At 56.5% G+C, this 24582-nt stretch carries 19 protein-coding genes; 10 read left to right on the top strand and 9 right to left on the bottom strand.

Annotated elements, in window-relative coordinates; genetic code table 11:
• Positions 1–63: 63 nt before the first annotated feature.
• Together HWQ14_RS06000 and HWQ14_RS06005 are read left to right on the top strand one after the other, a co-directional pair.
• Positions 64–882, top strand: coding sequence for a helix-turn-helix domain-containing protein (locus HWQ14_RS06000; RefSeq protein WP_176609223.1), 819 nt, complete (start codon positions 64–66; stop codon positions 880–882).
• Between the two features lie 93 nt (positions 883–975).
• Positions 976–1431: a 4Fe-4S dicluster domain-containing protein gene (locus HWQ14_RS06005; RefSeq protein ID WP_148422486.1), complete on the top strand. Its 456-nt coding sequence runs from the start codon at positions 976–978 to the stop codon at positions 1429–1431.
• 7 nt (positions 1432–1438) lie between these two features.
• Here HWQ14_RS06005 and avtA read toward each other — a convergent pair whose 3' ends face one another.
• Both avtA and HWQ14_RS06015 read right to left on the bottom strand, forming a co-directional pair.
• On the bottom strand, positions 1439–2692 hold the full coding sequence (gene avtA / locus HWQ14_RS06010; RefSeq protein ID WP_148422487.1) for a valine--pyruvate transaminase: 1254 nt from the start codon (positions 2690–2692) through the stop codon (positions 1439–1441).
• A gap of 198 nt (positions 2693–2890) precedes the next feature.
• Positions 2891–4921 (bottom strand): alpha-amylase, encoded by a 2031-nt coding sequence (locus HWQ14_RS06015; protein ID WP_176609224.1) that lies wholly within the window; start codon positions 4919–4921, stop codon positions 2891–2893.
• A 314-nt stretch (positions 4922–5235) separates the two neighbouring features.
• Between HWQ14_RS06015 and HWQ14_RS06020 the strand changes: the two genes are divergently transcribed.
• Entirely contained in the window at positions 5236–6060 is an 825-nt protein-coding gene (locus HWQ14_RS06020) for a protein bax (RefSeq protein ID WP_176609225.1), read from the top strand.
• Positions 6061–6095: 35 nt separating this feature from the next.
• Here the strand turns inward: HWQ14_RS06020 and xylR are convergent, their stop codons facing one another.
• The 4 genes from xylR to xylF all read right to left on the bottom strand — a co-directional run bounded on the left by xylR (position 6096) and on the right by xylF (position 11074).
• Positions 6096–7274 (bottom strand): D-xylose utilization transcriptional activator XylR, encoded by a 1179-nt coding sequence (gene xylR, locus HWQ14_RS06025; RefSeq protein ID WP_148422490.1) that lies wholly within the window; start codon positions 7272–7274, stop codon positions 6096–6098.
• Between the two features lie 34 nt (positions 7275–7308).
• Complete coding sequence (gene xylH, locus HWQ14_RS06030) at positions 7309–8490, bottom strand: xylose ABC transporter permease XylH (protein ID WP_148422491.1); 1182 nt, start codon at positions 8488–8490, stop codon at positions 7309–7311.
• The gene (locus HWQ14_RS06035) at positions 8468–10009 is read right to left on the bottom strand and encodes a xylose ABC transporter ATP-binding protein (protein WP_176609226.1); all 1542 of its coding nucleotides are present in this window, start codon (positions 10007–10009) and stop codon (positions 8468–8470) included. The genes xylH and HWQ14_RS06035 overlap by 23 nt, the downstream gene beginning before the upstream one ends.
• A gap of 72 nt (positions 10010–10081) precedes the next feature.
• On the bottom strand, positions 10082–11074 hold the full coding sequence (gene xylF / locus HWQ14_RS06040) for a D-xylose ABC transporter substrate-binding protein (RefSeq protein WP_176609227.1): 993 nt from the start codon (positions 11072–11074) through the stop codon (positions 10082–10084).
• Positions 11075–11444: 370 nt separating this feature from the next.
• Here xylF and xylA point away from each other — a divergent pair, with 370 nt between their 5' ends.
• Together xylA and xylB are read left to right on the top strand one after the other, a co-directional pair.
• The gene (xylA, locus tag HWQ14_RS06045; RefSeq protein ID WP_148422505.1) at positions 11445–12767 is read left to right on the top strand and encodes a xylose isomerase; all 1323 of its coding nucleotides are present in this window, start codon (positions 11445–11447) and stop codon (positions 12765–12767) included.
• 58 nt (positions 12768–12825) lie between these two features.
• Positions 12826–14280: a xylulokinase gene (gene xylB / locus HWQ14_RS06050; RefSeq protein ID WP_176609228.1), complete on the top strand. Its 1455-nt coding sequence runs from the start codon at positions 12826–12828 to the stop codon at positions 14278–14280.
• A 52-nt stretch (positions 14281–14332) separates the two neighbouring features.
• Here xylB and HWQ14_RS06055 read toward each other — a convergent pair whose 3' ends face one another.
• Positions 14333–15328 carry an acyltransferase gene (locus HWQ14_RS06055; protein ID WP_176609229.1) on the bottom strand — a complete coding sequence of 332 codons (996 nt, stop codon included), beginning with the start codon at positions 15326–15328 and terminating at the stop codon, positions 14333–14335.
• Positions 15329–15512: 184 nt separating this feature from the next.
• Here HWQ14_RS06055 and HWQ14_RS06060 point away from each other — a divergent pair, with 184 nt between their 5' ends.
• The 3 genes from HWQ14_RS06060 (at position 15513) to glyS (ending at position 18969) form a co-directional block, all read left to right on the top strand.
• A complete protein-coding gene (locus tag HWQ14_RS06060) occupies positions 15513–15818 on the top strand; it encodes a YsaB family lipoprotein (RefSeq protein ID WP_148422496.1) in 306 nt (101 codons plus the stop codon).
• A 160-nt stretch (positions 15819–15978) separates the two neighbouring features.
• On the top strand, positions 15979–16890 hold the full coding sequence (glyQ, locus tag HWQ14_RS06065) for a glycine--tRNA ligase subunit alpha (RefSeq protein ID WP_003860141.1): 912 nt from the start codon (positions 15979–15981) through the stop codon (positions 16888–16890).
• 9 nt (positions 16891–16899) lie between these two features.
• Positions 16900–18969 carry a glycine--tRNA ligase subunit beta gene (glyS, locus tag HWQ14_RS06070; protein ID WP_176609230.1) on the top strand — a complete coding sequence of 690 codons (2070 nt, stop codon included), beginning with the start codon at positions 16900–16902 and terminating at the stop codon, positions 18967–18969.
• A gap of 80 nt (positions 18970–19049) precedes the next feature.
• On the opposite strand, the gene fadA is transcribed toward glyS, so the two are convergent.
• Together fadA and fadB are read right to left on the bottom strand one after the other, a co-directional pair.
• Positions 19050–20213: an acetyl-CoA C-acyltransferase FadA gene (gene fadA, locus HWQ14_RS06075; protein WP_176609231.1), complete on the bottom strand. Its 1164-nt coding sequence runs from the start codon at positions 20211–20213 to the stop codon at positions 19050–19052.
• Between the two features lie 9 nt (positions 20214–20222).
• On the bottom strand, positions 20223–22412 hold the full coding sequence (gene fadB / locus HWQ14_RS06080; RefSeq protein WP_176609232.1) for a fatty acid oxidation complex subunit alpha FadB: 2190 nt from the start codon (positions 22410–22412) through the stop codon (positions 20223–20225).
• A 190-nt stretch (positions 22413–22602) separates the two neighbouring features.
• On the opposite strand from fadB, the gene pepQ reads away from it, so the two are divergent.
• Together pepQ and HWQ14_RS06090 are read left to right on the top strand one after the other, a co-directional pair.
• Positions 22603–23934 (top strand): Xaa-Pro dipeptidase, encoded by a 1332-nt coding sequence (gene pepQ / locus HWQ14_RS06085; RefSeq protein ID WP_148422506.1) that lies wholly within the window; start codon positions 22603–22605, stop codon positions 23932–23934.
• Positions 23934–24548 (top strand): IMPACT family protein, encoded by a 615-nt coding sequence (locus HWQ14_RS06090; protein WP_176609233.1) that lies wholly within the window; start codon positions 23934–23936, stop codon positions 24546–24548. The genes pepQ and HWQ14_RS06090 overlap by 1 nt, the downstream gene beginning before the upstream one ends.
• Positions 24549–24582 lie beyond the last annotated feature (34 nt).

A 24582-nucleotide genomic window follows, 5' to 3' on the forward strand; every position in this document is an offset into this window, starting at 1 on the left:
TTTATTAATAATCAAGGAATAAAGGCAATATTCACCCTCATAAAAGCGGAAAAATGAATATCCATGCTTAATTTATCCATAGCGCTTCCGATTAAGGTACAAAATGGCGGGTTATTTATATCCCGGGGCGTGGGGCGTCATCCTGCCCGGAAATTAACCTCCTGGGAGATTATTTTTGTCGAAAAAGGGACATTAACGATCCAGGAGGAGAATACGCAGTTTCAGGTTAACGCCGGAGAGAGTTTATTGCTCTGGCCGCAGCGACGGCACGTGGGCGTGGAGGATTTTCCCGAGGAACTGAAATTTTACTGGCTGCACTTTGAGGTGGATGAACGATTTCCCGCATTGCCGAACGCGGCGCCGCTGGCGATAGAACAACACTGTAACGTGCGCGATCCCGATTATGTCATAGCGTTATTTCGTCAGTTTTTAAGCGAGCAGGAAAAATTACATCGCAGTCAGGCGCTGGAGATGATGTTGCTGTTAATTTTGCAGCAAATATCGCTCTCGCCGGGATATGAAGACAACGCGGATGACGCGGGAGCGGCAATAGCGTGGAAGGCCAGGCAGCTTATCCGCACGCAATTTCATTTGCCTATGTCTACCTCGCAGCTGGCAAAAGCGCTGCACTGCAATGCGGATTATCTGGGGCGCGTATTTCGCCGGACATTCCATTTAACGCTGACGGAGGCCATCCATCGCCAGCGCGTCAGGGCGGCGGAAAAGCTGTTGCTGAACGATGCGGCCTCGTTAACCGAGGTGGCAGCCCGCTGCGGCTTTAATGACGTGGGCTATTTTCGGCAAATCTTCTCGAAGCATACCGGCTTAACCCCCGCCGTCTGGAAACGACGGTACTGTAAGGAACATATTAATTCCGGCTGAGCGCCTCCTCTTTGACCCATAACACCTTCGCTGCCTCAGACCTTTTGTAAGATGTGCGCAGAACCGGGTTTTACTGCACGCGAGGCGTAACTGATGAACCGATTTATCCTGGCGGATCCTGAAAAATGCATCGGGTGCCGCACCTGTGAAGTGGCTTGCATGATGTCGCACCAGGATGCCGCTGCGCCGGATGCATTGACGTCCCGCATCAGGGTAGTTAAGGGTGGCACTTTCACTACGGCCGTGGGCTGCCATCAGTGCGAGGATGCGCCCTGTGCAAATGTCTGCCCGACGGGGGCAATTCGCCGCACCGCGGGAGCCTGGCTGGTGGATCAGGCGCGCTGTATCGGCTGTAAAAGCTGTATGGTGGCGTGCCCGTTCGGAGCGATGCAGGTTCGGTACGTGGCGGAACGCGCTCGGGCGCTGAAATGTGATTTATGCGCGCATCGCGAGGGCGGGCCCGCCTGCGTTGAAGCCTGTCCTACCCGCGCGTTGAGCTGCGTCGACCCTGCCAGATTACGCGCTGAACGGCTGCGTAATCTGGCCTGAGGTCTGATTAACCGGCCTCGCGCCAGGCGTTTTCAATCTCTTCGGCGAGAATTTTCACGCCCGCTTCAATTTTTTCCGGGTCCGGGACGTAGTTCATGCGCATGCACTGATGCGTGTGCGGCCACGGCTTATCCAGCCCGGGGAAGAAGTAATCCCCCGGCACCATCAGCACGCCACGCTTTTTCAGGCGCTGATAGAGCAGCTCCGTCGTAATCGGCAGATCTTTAAACCACAGCCACAGGAAAATCGCCCCTTCCGGTTTGTGGATCAGGCAGCGCTCTTCCGGTAAATAGCGGCGCAGAATAGCGATGGTTTCCTGAACGCGCTGAGAGTAAAACGGCTTAATCACCTCATTCGACAGGCGCAGCAGGTCGTTACGCTTGATCATTTCGCACATCATCGCCGGGCCGATCCCGCCAGGGGACAGGCTGATAATGCCGTTCATGTTGGTAATGGCGGTGATGATCTTTTCGTTAGCGATAATAATGCCGCAGCGGCTGCCCGGCAGGCCCAGTTTGGAAAGGCTCATGCAGAGGATGATGTTCGGGTTCCACAGCGGGCGCGCGTCGCTGAAGATAATTCCCGGGAACGGGACGCCATAGGCGTTGTCGATGACCAGCGGAATACCGTGCTGATTCGCCAGCGCATCCAGCTTCATCAGCTCCTCGTCGGTGATCACGTTGCCCGTCGGGTTGGTAGGACGCGACACGCAGATCATGCCCGTCTCTTCGCCGATATGCAGATGTTCAAAATCGACGTGGTATTTGAACTGGCCTTCCGGTAACAGCTCAATGTTCGGGCGCGCGGAGACAAACAGGTCTTCTTCGAGGCCGGAATCGGCGTAGCCGATATACTCCGGCGCCAGCGGGAACAGCACTTTTTTCGTGGTGCCGTCGGCGCGGCGTCCGGCGAACAGATTAAACAAGTAGAAAAACGCGCTCTGGCTGCCGTTTGTTAGCGCAATATTCTGTGGTTCAATATCCCAACCCAGCTCTTCCCGCAGCATCGCCGCCAGCACCGTCAGCAGTTCTGTTTTGCCCTGCGGGCCGTCGTAGTTGCACAGCGCATCGGTCGCTTTACCGTTTTCCAGCATGTCTGCCAGCAGCGTCTGGAAGTAAGTATTCATCTCAGGAATCTGAGCCGGGTTTCCGCCGCCGAGCATGATGGCGCCTGGCGTGCGCAGCCCGTCGTTGAGGTCCTCCATCAGGCGGGTAATGCCTGAATGGCGGGTAAATTTGTCGCCGAAAAGTGAAAACGTCATAGCAGGTGATCTGTCGGGCTTATGATGAAAGGCAGTCACCATAACGCCAGCACCGTCCTGGTGCAAATCGGGAGGTGTGGTCGGATTTGTTGTTTTATCTTGTGGGTTTGGATTTGTGTAGTGAATCATTCTGGTGAAAGGCCTCGCCGTGCAGTCCCCTCTCCCTTTGGGGAGAGGGTTAGGGTGAGGGGAGGCGACCTACTGATTCCCCGCCCACACCACCATCACCTTATCGCCCTTATGTTCGCGCACAAAGCCATACCCGTCTTTCAGCGAAAGCGTGGTTTGCTTGCCTTCACCCATCGCCGGATGTCGGGCGCGGAACTGCCCCAGAAGCTGCCAGTGGGCGACGGTCAGGGCCTGTTTACCCGTTACGTCCTGCCAGTTCATATCCGAGCGGGTGCCCTGTAGCGGGTCGGAGCCCGTCGGGCCAAAGGGGCGCTCTGATTCATCGCCGTAAAAGATCTGCACGCTTCCCGGGGCCAGCAGCAGCAGCTCAGCGGCGCGCTGGCCGCCTTCCCGGAACAGGCGCGTATCGTGCGAGGAGAGATAGCTCAGCACGTTAAAGCTTTGCAGCTTTTCGGCCATCTGCTGCCAGGTTAAATCCATATCCGCCAGGCACTCCACCGCCTTCGCGGCCTGCTCCTGATAGTCAAAGTTGATCATCGCATCGAAGCCGTGGCGATAATAATCGCTCTGCATTACGCCGTGGCCCCAGGATTCACCGGTCATCCAGAACGGCGCATTATCGAGTTTTTTGTCGGGGTTGGCGGCTTTCCACGCGGCCAGCGCCTGGCTTGCCTGGTCTTTCAGCTGCTGCCAGGCTCCATGCTCAACGTGTTTTGCCGTGTCGACCCGAAAACCGTCGATGCCGTAATCACGCACCCACTGGCTGAGCCAGTGGGTCAGGTAATCGCGCGGCGTAAACCCGGCTACCGCTTTTGCGCGGGTGTCGGGCTTGCGTTGATAAAAGTTGGGCAAGCCGGATGGCGTGGTCGATTCCGTTTTCAGGTCCGGCAGAAACGCCAGGGACATGGTTAAATCGTCGAAGCCGGGGTTGTCGTAATCGCCGATATCGGTGCGGATCCATTTTTTACCCCACCATTTTTCCCACGCGGCCTTATCACTGAAGTTGATATAGTCGTTGAAGCTGTGCCAGCTTTGTCCCGCGCCTGGCTTCCAGTCGGTCCAGCGCTCGCCGAGCGTTTTTTTCAGCTCATCGCCCTGCACATACAGCGCGCCAAATTGATACTCCTGCATATCCGCAAGCGTCGCATAGCCCGCGTGGTTCATGACGATGTCAAACAGGATGCGGATACCGCGCCTGTGCGCTTCATCAACAAGCTGGCGTAAATCATCTTCGCTGCCCATGTTGGCATCGAGTTTCGTCCAGTCCTGGGTGTAATAGCCGTGGTAAGCGTAGTGGGGGAAATCTCCTTTGGTTCCGCCGCCAACCCAGCCGTGGATCTGCTCCAGCGGAGAACTTATCCAGAGCGCGTTCACGCCCAACTGCTGGAGGTAATCCAGCTTGCTGGTCAGCCCCTTCAGATCGCCGCCGTGGAAGGTGCCAATCTCCTGCATCCCGTCCTTATGGCGGCCGTAGCTGTTGTCGTTGGCGGGATCGCCATTCACAAAGCGATCGGTCAGCACGAAATAGACGGTGGCGTTTTGCCAGCTGAACGGCGCGGGTTTGTCGGTTTCGGCGCGCTCAAGCAGCAGCAGGCCGTTGCTGTTCGCGGCTGGCTGGAGGGTGACTTTGCCATTCAGGACGGTTGCGGTCTGCTTGCTGTAGAAATCACGCACCACCGTTCCTTCCGGGAAGGTGTCAGCCACGTCGAGGGTGAGCGGTTTCCCGTCCCACTTCGGACACTGGCGAATGACGTTTGCGACGGGCTGCCGGGCCGCACTTTGCACCGTCAGCATCAGAGTTGGCGTTCCCGAACGCGTATCGATACGCATCTGGTAATCACCGTCACGGAATACCCGCCACTGAGGAGGCGTGCCTTCGCACGGTTTGAGCGACAGCATTTCATTGAGCTTAATTGCGCCCGTCGGCTGCCAGCACGCGTTGTCAAGACTCAGCGTCAGCGGACGGGTACCCTTCGCAAGCGTTGCCTGACCGGTAAAGACGCCGGTACCTTCAGCGCTAAACGCGTCAAACCCCGGCGATGACCAGCCGGCATGGGCGAGTGCGGGTAACATCAGAAAAGCTAATGCAGTGCGTTTCATTCCATTTTCCTGTCGCGGCATTTTTAACCAGTGTGCCATTCGGCTCAGGGGAAAAACTCCTCCTGCGGCGCTTTCTGCCGGGAGGACGCGAAGGGATGAGTGATCCCGCGCAAATTTAGGCAGTTATCTGCGATATCGCGCACATTTTTTCAGTATTGATGGTTAATTGAGCACGTCCGGGATGACATAGTTTCGGAATTGGACTATTTGTATACGTGCTCTTGAGGACTATTTTTGGTATGATTTGAGATTCCGCTCTCAAATTTTTAAACAAAATAAGGTGTTGGAATGTTTATATCCGACCAGGAGACCTAATGATATCGACTCCCATTCGACGATATGGGGCCGCGATACTCATGTTACTCACCATGGCGTTTTCAGGTGAGGTGCTTGCAAAGACGCACACGGATACAACGAGTAAGAAAGCCCACGTAATAAAGACGACAAGCAGTAAGGTTAGCAGTAAACAAGAGTATTCTCGCAATAGTGCAAAGAGTAGTTCACTTCCTGATTTGCGAAAATACCCTTCCGGGACACCACGAAAAAAAGCGTTTCTCCGGACGGTAATGCCTTACATTAAAAGTCAAAATGCCGCGATTACGGCGGATCGTAACTGGCTGATCTCCAAACAGTACGATAGCCGCTGGTCGCCGTCCGAGCGCACGCGCCTGAAAGACATTGCCAAACGCTATAAGGTGAAGTGGAACGGGAACACGCGTCGCGTGCCGTGGAACTCGCTGTTAGAGCGCGTTGACATCATTCCGGGCAGTATGGTCGCGACGATGGCCGCCGCTGAAAGCGGCTGGGGCACCTCGAAGCTGGCCCGCAGCAACAACAACCTGTTTGGTATGAAATGCGCAAAAGGTCGTTGCACCAATGCGCCAGGCAAGGTGAAGGGCTATTCACAGTTTGAATCGGTTAAAGATTCCGTACATGCCTATGTGGTGAATCTGAACACCCACCCGGCCTACTCTTCGTTCCGTAAGTCGCGCGCGCAGCTGCGTAAGGCGGATCAGGAAGTGACGGCTACGGTGATGATCCACAAGCTGAAAGGTTATTCCACCCAGGGACAGCGTTACAACAACTACCTGTTCTCAATGTACCAGGATAACCAGCGTCTGATTGCCGCGCACATGTAATGAAAAACGCCTTCCATCGGAAGGCGTTCTTATTTCTAAAGCAGGACTTCGCTGTACCGTTCACGGTACTCTTTCGGCGTGGTGTCATACTCTTTCCTGAACACCGAATAGAAATACTGTAACGACGGGTAGCCGCACATCTGTGAAATCTCGTTAATCGACAGTGAGGTGGAGATCAGCAGACTGCGAGCTTTCTCCAGCTTTTCCGCGTGAATAACGGCGTGGATCGTCTCGCCCACTTCCTCCTTGAACCGCTTCTCGAGATTCGAACGTGAAATGCCGACCGAATCCAGCACCTGATCGACCTTAATCCCTTTGCAGGCGTGGTTACGAATGTAGTGCATCGCCTGAATCACGGCCGGATCGTTTAACGAACGGTAGTCGGTTGAACGACGCTCCACCACCCGAACGGGCGGAACCAGCTGGCGCTGAAGCGGAAGGGACTCGTTGTCTAACAGCCTGTGCAGCAGCTTCGCGGCCTGATAGCCCATCTGACGGGTGCCCTGCGCCACTGATGAGAGCGCCACGCGAGACAGATAGCGCGTAAGCTCCTCGTTATCGATACCAATCACGCACAGCTTTTCAGGCACCGGAATGTGCAAATGTTCGCATACCTGCAGTACGTGGCGGGCGCGGGCGTCCGTCACGGCGATAATTCCGGTCTGCGGCGGCAGCGTTTGCAGCCAGTCAGCCAGCCGGTTTTGCGCGTGCTGCCAGTTTTCTGGTGCAGTTTCCAGCCCCTGATACACCACGCCGCGGTACTTCTCCTGAGCCACTAGCTGGCAGAAGGCATATTCGCGCTCCATCGCCCAGCGCTTTCCGCTGGTGGCGGGCAGCCCGTAAAACGCAAAACGATGTACGCCTTTCTCTTTTAGATGGAGAAAGGCGGCCTCGACCAGGGCGTGGTTATCCGTGGCGATGTAATGGACGGGGGGATAATGTTCCGGCGAATGGTAGGAGCCGCCAACGCCCACGATAGGGACGTCGACGCCGTTGAGCAGTTGCTCAATCACGGGATCGTCAAAGTCAGCGATGACCCCATCTCCCAGCCAGTCTTTAATGTTCTCCAGACGGGTGCGGAAATCTTCTTCGATGAAAATATCCCATTCAGATTGCGACGCCTGCAAATATTCACCAACCCCTTCAACCACCTGGCGGTCATAGGCTTTATTGGCATTGAATAACAACGTAATGCGGTGACGCTTTTCAAACATGGTTCACTTTCCCAAATTAGTCACGATACTGTTATCAGGCGCGCCGCTTGGTGGCAGAGTCCATCCAGACTGCCAGCAAAAGAATGGCACCCTTGACGATATACTGCCAAAACGTCGGCACGTCCATCATACTCATCCCGTTATCCAGCGAAGCCATAATAAATGCGCCCATTACCGCCCCCGCCACGCTGCCAATGCCCCCGGCAAGGCTGGTTCCGCCAATCACGCAGGCGGCGATGGCATCCAGCTCGGCAATATTACCGGCGGAGGGGGAACCCGCGCCCAGACGCGAGCTAAGGATTAGCCCGGCGATGGCCACCATCAGCCCGTTAATGGCAAAGACGGCGAGTTTGGTGCGCTCCACGTTGATGCCCGACAGACGCGCGGCTTCAAGATTGCCGCCGATGGCATAAATACGGCGACCGAAGGCGGTACGTGTGGCCATAAACATCCCACCCAACAGCAACAGCGCCAGCAGCAGAACGGGCGTCGGGACACCGCGATAATCGTTCAGCAGCCAGATGGCCCCCAGCACAATTACGGCGGTAAGCGCCTGACGGCCAACAACCGAGGTTGAAGCAGGGGAGGCCAGTCCCAGCGCCTGACGACGCATGCGTCCACGCCATTGCCACGCGATAAACGCCATCATCCCAACCACGCCGATCGTAAAGCCGACCCCGTCTGAGAGGTAGCTTTGGCCGATCTGGGACATGGAGGCGCTGGTGGGGGAGACGGTGGTGCCGTTGGTAATACCAATCAAAATGCCGCGGAAGGCCAGCATCCCCGCTAAGGTGACGATAAACGACGGGACTTTACGGTAGGCCACCCACCAGCCATTCCATGCCCCAAGCAGCAGGCCCAGCACCAGCGTCACCGCAATCGTCAGTGGCAGCGGCCAGCCGAGCCAGACGTCAAAGATGGCCGCCACGCCGCCGAGCAGGCCCATCATCGATCCTACCGACAGGTCAATTTCCGCTGAGATAATGACGAATACCATCCCCACCGCCAGGATGCCGGTGATGGCGGTCTGACGCAGCAGGTTTGAGATGTTACGCGCGCTCAAATAGGAGCCATCGGTCATCCAGGTAAAGAACAACATGATGACGATAATGGCTGCAATCATCACAAAAACTTGCAGATTCAGCGATTTAAGTCCTGCGAACGCACCGGGCGTCGGAACAGCGACTTTGATATCAGACGGGTTGCTTTTCGACATGGCGTTCGCTCCTTAAGGCAGCTTCCATCACCTGCTCCTGCGTCAGGTTCTGGTTGTTCAGGTTGGCTTTGAGTTTCCCTTCGTGCATGACCAGCACGCGGTCGCTCAGCCCCAGCACTTCCGGCAATTCAGACGAGATGACAATAACGGCAATCCCTTGCTGCACGAGCTGGTTGATCAGCTTGTAGATTTCATACTTCGCGCCGATATCGATCCCGCGGGTGGGTTCATCCAGGATTAAAATGCGCGGATTAAGCAGCAGGCAGCGCGCCAGAATGGCCTTCTGCTGGTTGCCGCCGCTCAGGCGCCCTATCGCCAGCTCCGGTGAGGACGTTTTCACCTTAAGCCTGGCGAGCGACTGGAGAATACACTGCTGTTCTGCGGCATCATCCAGGCTGCTCAGCGCGCCGGAAAACTGTCCGAGCGCCGCCAGCGTGATATTTTTTCCCACCGCCATCACCGGCACGATGCCGTCTTTTTTGCGGTCTTCAGGCACCATGGCAATGCCTTTGGCAATGGCCTGCTGGCAGTTGTCGATTTTCACCGGCTGGCCGTCGATATAGATTGTGCCTTCCCAGCGCCCGGGCCAGACGCCAAACAGACACTGCACGGCCTCGGTCCGTCCGGCACCCACTAAACCCGCAATGCCGAGGATTTCGCCGCGGTGCAGCGAGAAGGAGATATTGTTTACGCGCCTGATGTGGCGGTTGACGGGGTGCCACGCCGTCAGGTTTTCCACGCGCAGGATCTCTTCGCCGATGGCGTGCGGTTCGTTGGGGTACAGCGCGGTCAGTTCGCGGCCTACCATCATGGTGATGATGTCATCCTCACTCATGCCTTCCGCTTCACGGGTGCCGATGTGCTGCCCGTCGCGGATGACGCAGATGGTGTCTGAAATGGCCTTGACCTCGTTGAGCTTGTGCGAAATATAGATGCAGGCGATGCCGTGATGTTGCAGGTCGCGGATGATGTTGAGCAGTACGGCGGTTTCCTGTTCGGTGAGCGAGGCGGTCGGCTCATCGAGGATCAGCAGGCGTACCTGTTTATTGAGCGCCTTGGCAATCTCCACCAGCTGCTGCTGGCCCAGACCCAGGTCGCCTACGCGGGTATCCGGTGAAATGGTAAGGCTCACCTGCGCCAGCAGCTTTTCGCAGCGCAGCGTCATGGTGTCGTAATCCAGCACGCCATGGCGCGAGAGCTCGGCCCCGAGGAAGATATTTTCCAGCACGGTAAGGTGCTTCACCAGCGCCAGCTCCTGGTGAATGATGGCGATGCCCTTACGCTCGGTATCGCGAATGTGCGTGGCCTGGAGCACCTCACCGGCAAAAACGATTTCGCCCTCGTAGCTGCCGTGCGGGTAGATCCCACACAACACTTTCATCAGGGTGGATTTCCCCGAGCCATTTTCGCCGCACAGGGAGAGTACCTCGCCAGAGTTCAGGCGCAGGCTTACATTGTCGACGGCTTTCACCGCCCCGAAGACTTTGGTGATGCTTTTCATTTCAAGTAAATAAGACATAACTGCTCCACATAGCCCGACAGATGAACAGGGCAGAACGATGCGCCCCTGCCGGGCAGGGGCTGCGCTGGATTACAGTTCACTCTTCTTATGGAAACCGTCTTTTACCACCGTGGCGTCAATATTCTCTTTGTTGACTTCAATAGGGGTTAACAGGCGAGCAGGCACGTCTTTCAGGCCGTTATTTAACGTTGCATCTGCTTTAGGCTGTTGGCCATTGCCCAGCTCAACGGCAATTTCAGCGGCCGTATTGGCAAGCTCGGTGATGGGTTTATAAACCGTCATGGTCTGGGTGCCCGCGATAATGCGTTTCACACCCGCAAGGTCTGCATCCTGGCCGGAGATAGCGACTTTTCCGGCAAGCCCCTGCGCGCTCAGCGCCTGAATGGCACCCCCCGCCGTGGCATCGTTAGAGGCTACCACCGCGTCGATTTTGTTATTGTTTGCGGTTAGCGCGTTTTCCATGATTTTCAGCGCGTTTTCCGGTAACCAGCCGTCAACCCACTGGTCGCCGACGACTTTAATTTTGCCCTCGTCGATATATGGCTTAAGCACTTTCATTTGTCCCTGGCGGAACAGCTTGGCGTTGTTATCCACCGGCGAGCCGCCCATCAGGAAATAATTTCCCTGCGGCACTTTAGCCACCAGGCTTTTAGCCTGTAATTCACCGACTTTCTCATTGTCGAACGAAATATAATAATCAATATCCGCATTATTAATCATGCGGTCATAGGCCAGAACTTTTATGCCTTCCTGTTTAGCTTCTTTCACCACGTTGCTTAATACCTGGCCGTTATACGGGATAATGACCAGCACATCGACGCCCCGGTTGATCATATTCTCGATTTGCGACATTTGCGTCTCTTCGTTGCCGTTAGCGGACTGAACGAACACCTCCGCACCGAGAGATTCCGCTTTTTTAACAAAGATATCGCGATCTTTTTGCCAGCGCTCCAGGCGTAAGTCGTCAATCGCCATGCCGATTTTGACCTCTTTGGCGTGCCCGGCAAAGCTTGCAAGCAGGAGAGTAGTGCAGAGCGTTAGGGTCAGGTTCTTTATCTTCATAATTATTAGGCCTTTTTGTAGGGTATGTGTAGCTGAGATAAAAGAAACGTTCACTGCTGAGACGCAGCAAATTTTTAACGTGGAAAGGCCTGCTGGCAATTACAGATTTTTATCTTCTCATTACGATATTTGGTTTATTTCTGAATTTATGACCGCGATCGGATTTTAAAAAGCGTAACCTACTAATTACATTTGATTCTGGAATATGCGCCGAAAAATAGTTTGTCTGCACATTATTTTGCGAGCCAGCGCACAGTTGTGCATTCTCTCAATAGCAGTGTGAAATAACGTAATTGAGCAACCCAAAATGTCTATTCACTATTACTCCAGAAGCAATACCACGCCGCATACCCTGATTATGGAGCTCAATATGCAAGCTTATTTCGACCAACTCGATCGCGTTCGTTTCGAAGGCACGAAAACGACCAATCCTTTAGCATTTCGTCATTACAACCCGGATGAGCTGGTGCTGGGTAAGCGCATGGAAGATCACTTGCGCTTTGCCGCCTGTTACTGGCACACCTTCTGCTGGAACGGTGCCGATATGTTCGGTGTGGGCGCTTTTGACCGCCCCTGGCAGCAGCCGGGCGAGGCCATCGAGCTGGCAAAGCGTAAAGCCGACGTCGCGTTCGAGTTCTTCCATAAGCTGAACGTGCCGTACTACTGTTTCCACGACGTGGACGTGTCGCCGGAAGGGGCGTCGCTGAAGGAGTATCTGAACAATTTTGCGCAGATGGTCGACGTGCTGGCTGAAAAACAGCAACAAAGCGGCGTGAAGCTGCTCTGGGGTACCGCTAACTGCTTTACTAACCCCCGCTACGGCGCGGGTGCGGCAACCAACCCGGACCCGGAAGTCTTTAGCTGGGCGGCTACTCAGGTCGTGACCGCAATGAACGCCACGCATCAGCTGGGTGGTGAGAACTACGTTCTCTGGGGCGGTCGCGAAGGCTATGAAACGCTGCTCAATACCGACCTGCGTCAGGAGCGCGAGCAGATTGGCCGCTTCATGCAGATGGTGGTGGATCACAAACACAAAATTGGCTTCCGCGGCACGCTGCTGATTGAGCCAAAACCGCAGGAGCCAACCAAGCATCAGTATGACTACGATGTCGCCACCGTGTATGGCTTCCTGAAGCAGTTTGGTCTGGAAAAAGAGATCAAAGTGAACATTGAGGCTAACCACGCCACCCTGGCGGGCCACTCCTTCCATCACGAAATTGCCTCTGCGATTGCGCTGGGTATCTTCGGCTCGGTGGATGCGAACCGTGGCGACCCGCAGCTGGGCTGGGACACCGACCAGTTCCCGAACAGCGTGGAAGAGAATGCGCTGGTGATGTACGAAATCGTCAAAGCGGGCGGTTTCACCACCGGCGGCCTGAACTTCGACGCCAAAGTGCGTCGCCAGAGCACCGACAAATACGATCTGTTCTACGGCCATATTGGGGCGATGGACACGATGGCGCTGGCGCTGAAAGTGGCGGCCCGTATGATTGAAGACGGAGAGCTGGATAAGCGCGTGGCGAAGCGTTACAGCGGATGGAACAGTGAGCTGGGCCAGCAAATACTGAAAGGTCAGTTATCGCTTGCGGAGATCGCGAAGTACGCTGAACAGCATCAGCTGGCGCCGCAGCATCAGAGCGGACATCAGGAGCTGCTGGAAAATCTGGTTAACCACTATCTGTTCGATAAGTAAAAACACAGGCCCGGCTCGCCGCGCGCTGCCGGGCATTTCTGTCAAAGGAGTCACCGCAATGTATATCGGGATCGATCTTGGCACGTCGGGTGTGAAAGCCATCCTGTTAAGCGAGCAGGGCGAGGTAGTCGCAACGCAGACTGAAAAGCTACAGGTTTCACGCCCGCATCCGCTGTGGTCTGAGCAGGATCCGGAGCAGTGGTGGCAGGCGACGGATCGCGCATTGAAAGCGTTGGGCGAGCAGCACAGCCTGCGCGACGTGAAAGCGCTGGGCATTGCCGGGCAAATGCATGGCGCCACGCTGCTGGATAGCCAGCACCGCGTCCTGCGCCCGGCGATTCTCTGGAATGACGGGCGCTGTGCAGAAGAGTGCACGCTGCTTGAAGAGCGCGTGCCCACGTCCCGCGACATCACCGGCAACCTGATGATGCCCGGCTTCACAGCCCCCAAATTACTGTGGGTGCAGCGCCATGAACCCGACGTTTTCCGCCAGGTGGCGAAGGTTCTGTTGCCAAAAGACTACCTGCGTTTTCGCATGACGGGGGATTTTGCCAGCGATATGTCTGACGCCGCCGGCACCCTGTGGCTCGACGTGGCGAAACGGGACTGGAGCGAGGCGATGCTCGATGCCTGCCATCTGACGCGGGAGCACATGCCTGCGCTGTTCGAAGGCAGTGAAATAACGGGCGCTTTGCAGCCATCCATTGCCGAACGCTGGAATATGCCGGCCGTTCCGGTTGTTGCCGGCGGTGGCGATAACGCGGCGGGTGCTGTCGGCGTAGGGATGGTGGACGCAGGGCATGCCATGCTCTCACTCGGCACTTCTGGCGTCTATTTTGCCGTGAGTGACGGCTATCGAAGTAACCCTGAAAGTGCCGTACACAGCTTCTGCCACGCGCTGCCGGGAAAATGGCATCTGATGTCGGTGATGCTGAGCGCGGCGTCCTGCCTGGACTGGGCGGCGAAGCTCACCGGAATGGCGGACGTCCCTGCGCTTATCGCAGCGGCACAGCAGGCGGATGAAAATGCCGGTGCGGTCTGGTTTTTACCCTATCTTTCCGGCGAGCGGACACCGCACAACAATCCGGAAGCGAAAGGGGTATTCTTCGGTCTTACCCATCAGCACGGCCCGGCGGAGCTGGCGCACGCGGTGCTTGAAGGTGTCGGTTATGCGCTGGCGGACGGAATGGATGTGGTGCATGACTGTGGCCTGAAGCCATCCAGCATTACGCTCATTGGGGGCGGTGCGCGCAGCAGCTACTGGCGGCAAATGCTTTGCGATATCAGCGGACTCACGCTGGACTACCGCACCGGGGGAGACGTCGGCCCTGCGCTCGGTGCGGCGCGACTGGCGCAAATTGCGCTTAATCCGGATAAGCCACTGAACCAGCTTTTGCCGCAGCTGCCGCTTGAACAGCAGCATCTTCCCGATGCGAAAAACCACGCCCGCTATGCCGAAAGACGGGACGTGTTCCGCAAAATCTATCAGCAGCTTTTGCCGCTAATGTCATAAACAGTAGCCGGGTGGCGCTAACGCTTACCCGGCCTGCCAGCCTTCAACCGGGTTAGCTCACAAACCTGCGCGTATCGATGCGTTGCAGCAGCATCGAGAGCAACAGACTAATGGCCAGCGTGGCGGTAAAGATCCAGACAATATCCAGCACCGGCCAGCTCTTAAGCTCAACGCCGCGCGTACGCAGGGCGTGGATCGCCAGCGCGTGAAAACCGTAAATGCCCAGCGAGTGGCGTGAGATAAAACCCAGCACCGGAAGCGGACGTTCGTTCAGGGTGTTTTTCACCAGGGTCAGCAGGGAAACCGCGCAGATAAAGACCATCGGACCGCAGTACAGATACCAGGTATCGGCAAAGTTGCCGCGCCATTGCAGCTCGTGCAGCGTCCCGCGAGAGATAATAAACACGCTGGCGATAAACGCTGCCGCGCAAAGCCAGTTCATTCCCCGCTTTTGCGTGGTCATCATGCCAATGGCGCGCCCCAGCATGCCGTACAGCACGTAGTAGAACGTGTCGCCGTTTATATAGAGATTGACGGGCAGCCACTCAAAGCCCGCTATTTTCTGCGAGACGGTATTCGGGTTCGCCACAATCCCGATGACCACCATCAGCGCCAGCAGCATTTTACCGCTGACGTTTTTTACCTGAATTAACGGTGAAACCAGATAAATGACGATTATCGCGAAGAAAAACCACAGATGATAGAACACGGGTTTTTGCAGCAGGTTGGTCAGGGAAAGGCCGGCGTTAATTGAGGTGAACAGGGTAATGTAGAGCAGAGAAATGGCGCTGTAGAAAAGCAGACACGAGGCGATACGGATGAAATGTCTCGGCTGCGCGCTCCGCTCGCCAAAAAAGAGAAAGCCGGAAATCATAAAGAACAGCGGGACGCTCACGCGGGAGGCCGAGTTCAGAATATTGGCGACATCCCAGTTAACGGGGCTGATACTGTGCGCGTTAGTGACATACCAGGTCGTCGTGTGGATCATCACCACCATCAGACAGGCTATTCCCCGCAGGTTATCAATCCAGTTAATTTTTGACTGCATCAGTTCCTCTGTATTCCTGATAAAGAAAGTGTGACTGCGTTTGGGTAAATCTTTTCCCTTGGAAAATTCTGAGTTTAGCCAGGCTATCTTGTAGGGAGCAGGCGAGATTCGCAGAATGAAGGACTTTACTCTATAAACGTATTGCTACTAAAAATAACAGCCACTGGCCAGGGCGGTAATAAAAATGATGATGAAGCGTGGGGCGTCACTCTTTCTGCTGCTTTTATTAGCGGGATGCAGTGCTTCTGAGGAGGCACCTGCACAAAAAGCGCAGCAGGGAAAAATCAGCCCGGAGCGCTCCCTGAACATGGAGCAGCTGTGTAAAGATCGGGCGGCTCACCGCTATAACGCTGATGCACAGAAAATAAACGTGACCGGCTTTGAGCGCTTTCAGGGCAGCTATGAGCTTAAAGGCTATACTGCACGTAAAGAGGGCTTTGTCTGCTCTTTTGATGCAGACGGCCAGTTTTTACATCTCTCAATGCGCTAAACTGCTCGCATAATCAGCAGCCAGAGCCCTTACAGGTTCTGGCTACGCGCCTTATTCCCCAATTTATCTTAAACAACCCCGTTTCGTACTGTATATCTTGCAGCCAGCGGGTATACTGATCCCTTCCATTTAAAACCACACGTATCCAGCACGAAATACTATGCAAAAGTTTGATACCAAGACCTTCCAGGGCCTGATCCTGACCTTACAGGATTACTGGGCTCGTCAGGGCTGCACCATTGTTCAACCTTTGGACATGGAAGTTGGCGCAGGCACCTCACACCCGATGACCAGCCTGCGCGCGTTAGGGCCAGAGCCAATGGCGACCGCCTACGTGCAGCCATCCCGTCGTCCGACCGATGGCCGTTACGGCGAAAACCCGAACCGTCTGCAGCACTACTATCAGTTCCAGGTGGTGATTAAGCCATCACCAGACAATATTCAGGAACTGTACCTCGGGTCACTGAAAGAGCTGGGTATGGATCCGACCATTCACGACATTCGTTTCGTGGAAGACAACTGGGAGAACCCAACGCTGGGTGCCTGGGGTCTGGGTTGGGAAGTGTGGCTGAACGGCATGGAAGTGACCCAGTTTACCTACTTCCAGCAGGTTGGCGGTCTGGAATGTAAGCCGATCACCGGTGAAATCACCTATGGTCTGGAACGTCTGGCAATGTACATTCAGGGCGTAGACAGTGTTTACGACCTGGTCTGGAGCGACGGCCCGCTGGGTAAAACCACCTACGGCGACGTGTTCCATCAGAACGAAGTGGAGCAATCCACCTATAACTTCGAATACGCGGACGTGGACTTCCTGTTCACCTGCTTCGAGCAGTACGAGAAAGAAGCGCAGCAGCTGCTGGCGCTGGAGACTCCGCTGCCGCTGCCTGCCTACGAGCGTATTCTGAAGGCCGCCCACAGCTTCAACCTGCTGGATGCCCGCAAAGCGATCTCCGTGACTGAACGTCAGCGCTACATTCTGCGTATTCGTACCCTGACCAAAGCCGTTGCAGAAGCTTACTACGCGTCCCGTGAAGCCCTTGGCTTCCCGATGTGCAACCGAAACAAATAAGAGGCGGCCATGTCTGAGAAAACTTTCCTGGTGGAAATCGGCACCGAAGAGCTGCCACCAAAAGCCCTGCGCAGCCTGGCTGAGTCTTTCGCTGCGAACGTCACTGCTGAGCTGGATAACGCCGGCCTGGCGCACGGTAAAATTGAGTGGTTTGCTGCCCCGCGTCGTCTGGCGCTGAAGGTGGCAAATCTGGCGGCATCCCAGCCTGATCGTGAAGTCGAAAAACGTGGCCCGGCGATTGCCCAGGCGTTCGACGCGGAAGGCAAGCCAAGCAAGGCGGCTGAAGGCTGGGCGCGCGGCTGCGGCATCACCGTTGACCAGGCCGAGCGTCTGACAACCGATAAAGGTGAATGGCTGCTGTATCGTGCCCATGTAAAAGGCGAAAGCGCAGAAGCGCTGCTGCCGAACATGATCGCGACCTCGCTGGCTAAGCTGCCGATTCCTAAGCTGATGCGCTGGGGCGCGTCTGACGTTCACTTCGTGCGTCCGGTTCACACCGTGACCCTGCTGCTGGGCGACACCGTTATTCCGGCAACCATTCTGGGCGTGGCGTCCGATCGCGTCATTCGCGGCCACCGCTTTATGGGCGAGCCAGAGTTCACCATCGACAATGCCGACCAGTATCCGCAGATCCTGCTGGAGCGCGGTAAGGTCATTGCTGACTACGAACAGCGTAAAGCCAAAATTAAAGCCGATGCAGAAGAAGCGGCGCGCAAGATTGGCGGAAACGCCGACCTGAGCGACAGCCTGCTGGAAGAAGTCACCTCCCTGGTTGAATGGCCCGTTGTGCTGACCGCGAAGTTCGAAGAGAAATTCCTCGCCGTTCCGGCAGAAGCGCTGGTGTACACCATGAAGGGTGACCAGAAGTACTTCCCGGTTTACGCCAACGACGGCAAGCTGCTGCCAAACTTCATCTTCGTCGCGAACATCGAATCCAAAGATCCGAGCCAGATAATCTCCGGTAACGAGAAAGTGGTGCGTCCGCGTCTGGCGGATGCCGAGTTCTTCTTCAATACCGACCGTAAAAAACGTCTGGAAGATAACCTGCCGCGTCTGCAAACCGTACTGTTCCAGCAGCAGCTGGGTACGCTGCGCGACAAGACCGACCGTATCGCGGAGCTGTCCGGCTGGATTGCCCGTGAAATTGGCGCGGACGTTAACCACGCCACCCGCGCGGGCCTGCTCTCCAAGTGTGACCTGATGACCAACATGGTGTTCGAATTTACCGACACCCAGGGCGTCATGGGCATGCACTACGCGCGTCACGATGGCGAAGCGGAAGATGTGGCGGTAGCCCTGAACGAGCAGTATCAGCCGCGCTTTGCCGGTGACGATCTGCCGTCCAACCCGGTTGCCTGCGCCGTGGCGATTGCCGATAAGATGGACACCCTGGCGGGTATCTTCGGTATCGGTCAGCATCCAAAAGGCGACAAAGACCCGTTCGCGCTGCGTCGTGCCGCGCTGGGCGTGCTGCGTATCATCGTTGAGAAGAACCTGAACCTCGATCTGCAAACGCTGACCGAAGAAGCGGTGCGTCTGTACGGCGACAAGCTGACCAATGCGAAGGTTGTGGATGATGTTATCGACTTTATGCTCGGTCGTTTCCGCGCGTGGTATCAGGGCGAAGGCTACAGCGTCGATACCATTCAGGCGGTGCTGGCGCGTCGTCCAACCCGTCCGGCAGATTTCGATGCGCGAATGAAGGCGGTATCGCACTTCCGTACGCTGGAAGCGGCATCAGCCCTGGCCGCGGCCAACAAGCGCGTCTCGAACATCCTCGCGAAATCCGACGAGACGCTGAACGAGCGCGTAAACGCCGCGACGCTGAAAGAGCCGGAAGAGATCGCTCTGGCGATGCAGGTTGTCGTGCTGCGTGACAAGCTGGAACCGTACTTCGCGGAAGGCCGCTACCAGGAAGCGCTGGTGGAGCTGGCGGAGCTGCGTGACGTGATCGACGCCTTCTTCGAGAAAGTGATGGTGAACGTGGAAGATAAAGAGCTGCGTATTAACCGTCTCTCTATGCTTGAGAAGCTGCGTGAGCTGTTCCTGCGCGTGGCGGATATTTCGCTGCTGCAATAATGCAAAAAACCCGCCCCTGACAGGCGGGAAGAACGGCAACTAAACTCATGCCGGGCGGCAAAAACTGCCCGGCTTTTTTATTACACTCTCTCAAATACCGTTGCGATACCCTGACCCAATCCGATACACATTGTTGCCAGACCAAACTGGGCATCTTTGCGTTCCATCAGGTTAATCAGCGTGGTGCTGATGCGCGCCCCGGAGCAGCCCAGCGGGTGGCCGAGGGCAATCGCGCCGCCGTTGAGGTTAATCTTCTCGTCTACCTGATCCATCAGGCCCAGATCCTTAATGCACGGCAGGATCTGCGCGGCGAAGGCTTCGTTCATCTCAAACAGATCGATATCACTTGCGCTCAGCCCCGCTTTTTTCAACGCCAGTTTTGACGCCGGAACCGGACCGTAACCCATGATGGAAGGATCGCAGCCCACGACCGCCATCGAACGCACGCGGGCACGCGGGGTCAGGCCTAGCTCGCGGGCGCGGCTTTCGCTCATCACCAGCATTGCGGCGGCGCCGTCGGACAGGGCAGACGAGGTGCCCGCCGTTACCGTGCCGGTGACCGGATCAAATGCCGGACGCAGGGCAGAAAGCGCTTCGACCGTGGTTTCAGGACGGATCACTTCGTCGTAGCTGAACTGCTTCAGTACGCCGTCTGCGTCGTGGCCGCCGGTTGGGATAATCTCATTCTTAAACGCGCCGGACTGCGTGGCGGCCCAGGCGCGGGCGTGCGAGCGCGCGGCGAAGGCATCCTGCATTTCACGGCTGATGCCGTGCAGGCGGGAGAGCATCTCGGCGGTCAGGCCCATCATACCGGCGGCTTTCGCCACGTTGCGGCTCATGCCCGGGTGGAAATCGACCCCGTGGCTCATCGGCACGTGGCCCATATGCTCCACGCCGCCCACCAGGCAGGCCTGCGCGTCGCCGGTCATGATCATGCGCGCCGCGTCGTGCAGGGCCTGCATTGACGAGCCGCACAGGCGGTTGACGGTAACCGCCGGAACCGAATGCGGAATTTCTGCCAGCAGGGAGGCGTTACGGGCGATGTTAAAGCCCTGCTCCAGCGTCTGCTGGACGCAGCCCCAGTAGATATCGTCCAGCGCCGCAGGATCCAGCGCCGGGTTACGCGCCAGCAGGCTACGCATCAGGTGCGCGGAGAGATCTTCCGCACGCACGTTACGGAACGCGCCGCCTTTTGAACGGCCCATCGGGGTGCGAATCGCATCAACAATGACAACCTTTTCCATTGTGACTCCTTAAGCCGTTTTCAGCGCGCCAACCGGACGGGCTGGCTCGACTGCTGGATAGTAGGGTTCGTTATGGCGCGCTTTGTTACGCAGACCTTCCGGCACGTCATAAAGCGGGCCGAGGTGCTGATACTGCTGAGCCATATCGAGGTAGCGGGCGCTGCCGAGCGTATCCAGCCAGCGGAACGCGCCGCCGTGGAACGGCGGGAAGCCCAGACCGTACACCAGCGCCATATCCGCTTCTGCCGGGCTGGCGATAATGCCTTCTTCCAGACAGCGCACCACTTCGTTAATCATCGGGATCATCATGCGGGCGATGATTTCATCGTCGGTGAAGTCGCGTTTTGGCTGACTGACGTCGGCCAGCAGGCCATCCACCGCCGGATCTTCTTCTTTCTTCGGTTTGCCTTTGCTGTCTTCCTTATAACGCCAGAAGCCCAGGCCGTTTTTCTGACCAAAGCGGCTGGCATCGAACAGGGCGTCAATCGCGTCGCGATAGTCTTTCTGCATACGCTGCGGGAAGCCGGCAGCCATGACCGCCTGGGCGTGATGCGCGGTGTCGATCCCGACCACGTCCAGCAGGTAGGCCGGGCCCATCGGCCAGCCGAACCGTTTTTCCATCACTTTGTCGATGTTGCGGAAGTCCGCGCCGTCGCGCAGCAGCTGGCTGAAGCCGGCGAAGTACGGGAACAGCACGCGGTTAACGAAGAAGCCCGGGCAGTCGTTAACGACGATTGGCGTTTTGCCCATTTTGCTGGCCCACGCCACCACTTTGGCGATGGTGTCGTCAGAGGTTTTTTCCCCACGGATCACTTCGACCAGCGGCATACGGTGCACCGGGTTAAAGAAGTGCATCCCGCAGAAGTTTTCCGGACGCTTCAGCACGCTCGCCAGTTCGCTGATTGGAATGGTGGAGGTGTTGGAGGCCAGCACGGTTTCCGGACGAACCTTCCCTTCGGTTTCGGCCAGAACCGCTTTTTTAACGTTCGGGTTCTCGACGACCGCTTCAACCACCACGTCAACGCGATCGAAACCGCTGTATTCCAGCACGGGCTGAATGGTGGAGATCACGCCGGAGAGCTTCAGTCCGTCAATTTTGCCGCGCTCAAGCTGTTTATTCAGCAGCTTGGCCGCTTCGGTCATGCCCAGCGTCAGGGATTTTTCATTGATGTCTTTCATCACAACCGGCACGCCTTTCCAGGCGGACTGGTAAGCGATGCCGCCGCCCATAATGCCGGCGCCGAGCACCGCCGCGCGTTTTGGCGTCTCAACGTTTTTGGTCAGCTGTTTAGCCTTTCCCTTCACGAACTGATCGTTAAGGAAGATGCCGACCAGCGCGCGGGCTTCACTGGTGTGCGCCAGCGGGACAAAGCTCTGATTTTCAAGCTTCAGGGCTTCATCGCGACCCAGACGGGCTGCGGCTTCGATGGTTTTTACCGCCGTGATGGGCGCCGGGTAGTGTTTACCTGCCGTCTGCATCACCATGCCTTTGGCGATGGTAAAGCTCATGGTGGCTTCAATTTTACTTAGCTTCAGTGGCTCCAGCTTCGGCTGGCGTTTGGCTTTCCAGTCGAGGTCGCCGTTAATCGCCTGACGCAGAATGGCGACGGCACCGTCGACCAGTTTCTCAGGTTTGACGACGCCGTCCACCAGGCCGATTTTCTGCGCCTGCTCCGCGCCAACGTCTTTACCGGCGGCAATGATTTCCAGCGCGCTGTCTGCACCCAGCATGCGCGGCATACGCACGGAGCCGCCAAAGCCCGGCATAATGCCCAGTTTGGTCTCCGGCAGGCCGATGCGCAGGTCAGGGGTGGCCAGACGGTAATCAGTGGCTAACACACATTCGCAGCCGCCGCCCAGCGCGTAGCCGTTAACGGCGGAAATGGTCGGGACAGGCAGGTCTTCCAGACGATTAAAGACGCTGTTGGCGAAATGCAGCCACTGGCTCAGCTGTTCTTCCGGCACCATAAACAGCGACAGAAACTCGGTGATATCTGCACCAACGATAAAGGCCGCTTTGTTTGAGCGCAGCAGCAGCCCTTTCAAATCTGATTGCTTTTCAAGTACATCCAGCGCCTGGCCAAGACTGGCCACCGTCGCGGTATCAAGCTTGTTCACTGAGCCGGGGGCATCGAACACCAGTTCGGCAATGCCATCTTCCAGCCAGTCTACGTACAGGGTGTCGCCTTTGTAGAGCATGTCGGTCTCCTGAATCCAGCAATTGGATCTGGTCATACCAGATGAGACGGAGTGTGGAATTTATGTTAATAAAATGCAAATTACTCATTAAGAAAATGCTGCGCTGATCACGGTCGGCGGAAATCACGCAGCCGGAGTGAGGTGTGCTAAGATGCGATGACTTGAGGTCAAAAAAACGAAAGGAAGAATGATGGACTCACTGGCTTCGCTCTATAAAAATCATATCGTTACCCTACAGGAACGTACCCGCGATGTACTGGCCCGCTTCAAGCTGGATGCCCTGCTGATCCACTCCGGCGAGCTGATGAATACGTTTCTTGATGACCACGCTTATCCCTTCAAGGTTAACCCGCAGTTTAAAGCCTGGGTGCCCGTCACGCAGGTTCCAAATTGCTGGCTGCTGGTGGATGGCGTGAACAAGCCGAAACTGTGGTTCTACCTGCCGGTGGATTACTGGCACAACGTGGAACCGCTGCCGACCTCTTTCTGGACTGAAGAAATTGACGTGATTGCGCTGCCGAAAGCGGACGGCATTGGCAGCCAGCTGCCAGCGGCGCGCGGCAACATCGGCTACATTGGCCCTGTGCCTGAACGCGCGCTGGGCCTGGATATCCCGGCCGATAAGCTCAACCCGAAAGGGGTGCTGGATTATCTGCATTACTATCGCGCTTATAAGACCGACTACGAACTTTACTGCATGCGCGAAGCGCAAAAAACGGCGGTAAATGGCCACCGCGCGGCGCATGAGGCGTTCCAGTCAGGCATGAGCGAGTTCGATATCAACCTGGCGTACCTGACCGCGACCGGTCATCGCGATACCGACGTGCCTTACAGCAACATCGTGGCGCTCAACGAGCATGCCTCGGTTCTGCACTATACCAAACTGGATCACCAGGTTCCGTCTGAGATGCGCAGTTTCCTGCTTGACGCGGGTGCCGAGTACAACGGCTACGCGGCAGACCTCACCCGTACGTGGGCGGCGAATGCGGATACCGATTTTGCGCACCTGATTAAAGACGTGAACGATGAACAGCTGGCGCTGATCGGCACCATGAAAGCGGGTACCAGCTATGTGGATTACCATATCCAGTTCCATCAGCGCATCGCTAAACTGCTGCGCAAGCATCAGATTGTCAAAGACATGAGCGAAGAGGCGATGGTTGAGAACGATCTGACCGGGCCGTTTATGCCGCACGGTATCGGCCACCCGCTGGGTTTGCAGGTGCACGACGTCGCGGGCTTTATGCAGGACGATACCGGTACGCACCTGGCGGCGCCGTCGAAATATCCTTACCTGCGCTGCACCCGCGTTCTGGCACCGCGCATGGTATTGACCATCGAGCCGGGCATCTACTTTATTGAATCTCTGCTGGCGCCGTGGCGTGAAGGGCAGTTCAGCAAGCACTTCAACTGGGAAAAAATTGAAGCGCTGAAGCCGTTTGGCGGCATTCGTATCGAAGATAACGTGGTTATCCATGAGAACAGCATCGAGAACATGACGCGAGACCTGAAGCTGGCCTGATGGAAAGCTGGCTGATACCGGCTGAGCCGGTCACTTTTGTTGAGGAAATCAAGAAAAGCCGCTTTATCACGCTGCTGGCGCATACCGACGGCGTGGAGGCGGCAAAGGCGTTCGTCGAGTCCGTTCGCGCGCAGCACCCCGATGCCCGCCACCACTGCGTGGCGTGGGTAGCCGGGCCGCCGAACGACTCACAGCAGCTCGGGTTTTCTGACGACGGTGAACCGGCGGGCACGGCCGGAAAACCGATGCTCTCCCAGCTAATGGGCAGCGGCGTGGGCGAGATAACCGCCGTCGTGGTTCGCTACTACGGCGGCATTTTGTTAGGCACCGGTGGCCTGGTTAAAGCCTACGGTGGCGGAGTCCAGCAGGCGCTTAATCTTCTGACAACGACCCGCAAAACGCCGCTAACCGAATATACTTTGTTATGCGATTACGCCCAGCTTTCGGGTGTAGAAACACTGCTTAAACAGTTTAACGGCGTCATCGCGCACAGTGATTATCAGGCAATGGTGCAATTACGCGTGGCGCTTCCTCAGGCGGAACTGGCTGCTTTTTCAGCAAAACTCGCTGATTTTAGTCGCGGTTCATTGCAATTACTGCCGATTGAAGAATAATCCCCACCTCACAATTTTGAATACCTAAGGAAGC

The organism is Enterobacter cloacae, from assembly GCF_013375935.1.
Taxonomy (GTDB): domain Bacteria; phylum Pseudomonadota; class Gammaproteobacteria; order Enterobacterales; family Enterobacteriaceae; genus Enterobacter; species Enterobacter pasteurii.

Coding starts and splice junctions, on each gene's coding strand:
- avtA (WP_148422487.1), bottom strand. CDS start 2,692: ATGACGTTTTCACTTTTCGGCGACAAATTTACCCGCCATTCAGGCATT.
- HWQ14_RS06020 (WP_176609225.1), top strand. CDS start 5,236: ATGATATCGACTCCCATTCGACGATATGGGGCCGCGATACTCATGTTA.
- pepQ (WP_148422506.1), top strand. CDS start 22,603: ATGGACTCACTGGCTTCGCTCTATAAAAATCATATCGTTACCCTACAG.
- xylR (WP_148422490.1), bottom strand. CDS start 7,274: ATGTTTGAAAAGCGTCACCGCATTACGTTGTTATTCAATGCCAATAAA.
- HWQ14_RS06060 (WP_148422496.1), top strand. CDS start 15,513: ATGATGATGAAGCGTGGGGCGTCACTCTTTCTGCTGCTTTTATTAGCG.
- xylA (WP_148422505.1), top strand. CDS start 11,445: ATGCAAGCTTATTTCGACCAACTCGATCGCGTTCGTTTCGAAGGCACG.
- xylH (WP_148422491.1), bottom strand. CDS start 8,490: ATGTCGAAAAGCAACCCGTCTGATATCAAAGTCGCTGTTCCGACGCCC.
- HWQ14_RS06055 (WP_176609229.1), bottom strand. CDS start 15,328: ATGCAGTCAAAAATTAACTGGATTGATAACCTGCGGGGAATAGCCTGT.
- glyS (WP_176609230.1), top strand. CDS start 16,900: ATGTCTGAGAAAACTTTCCTGGTGGAAATCGGCACCGAAGAGCTGCCA.
- glyQ (WP_003860141.1), top strand. CDS start 15,979: ATGCAAAAGTTTGATACCAAGACCTTCCAGGGCCTGATCCTGACCTTA.
- HWQ14_RS06090 (WP_176609233.1), top strand. CDS start 23,934: ATGGAAAGCTGGCTGATACCGGCTGAGCCGGTCACTTTTGTTGAGGAA.
- HWQ14_RS06000 (WP_176609223.1), top strand. CDS start 64: ATGCTTAATTTATCCATAGCGCTTCCGATTAAGGTACAAAATGGCGGG.
- fadA (WP_176609231.1), bottom strand. CDS start 20,213: ATGGAAAAGGTTGTCATTGTTGATGCGATTCGCACCCCGATGGGCCGT.
- xylB (WP_176609228.1), top strand. CDS start 12,826: ATGTATATCGGGATCGATCTTGGCACGTCGGGTGTGAAAGCCATCCTG.
- HWQ14_RS06005 (WP_148422486.1), top strand. CDS start 976: ATGAACCGATTTATCCTGGCGGATCCTGAAAAATGCATCGGGTGCCGC.
- fadB (WP_176609232.1), bottom strand. CDS start 22,412: ATGCTCTACAAAGGCGACACCCTGTACGTAGACTGGCTGGAAGATGGC.
- xylF (WP_176609227.1), bottom strand. CDS start 11,074: ATGAAGATAAAGAACCTGACCCTAACGCTCTGCACTACTCTCCTGCTT.
- HWQ14_RS06015 (WP_176609224.1), bottom strand. CDS start 4,921: ATGAAACGCACTGCATTAGCTTTTCTGATGTTACCCGCACTCGCCCAT.
- HWQ14_RS06035 (WP_176609226.1), bottom strand. CDS start 10,009: ATGTCTTATTTACTTGAAATGAAAAGCATCACCAAAGTCTTCGGGGCG.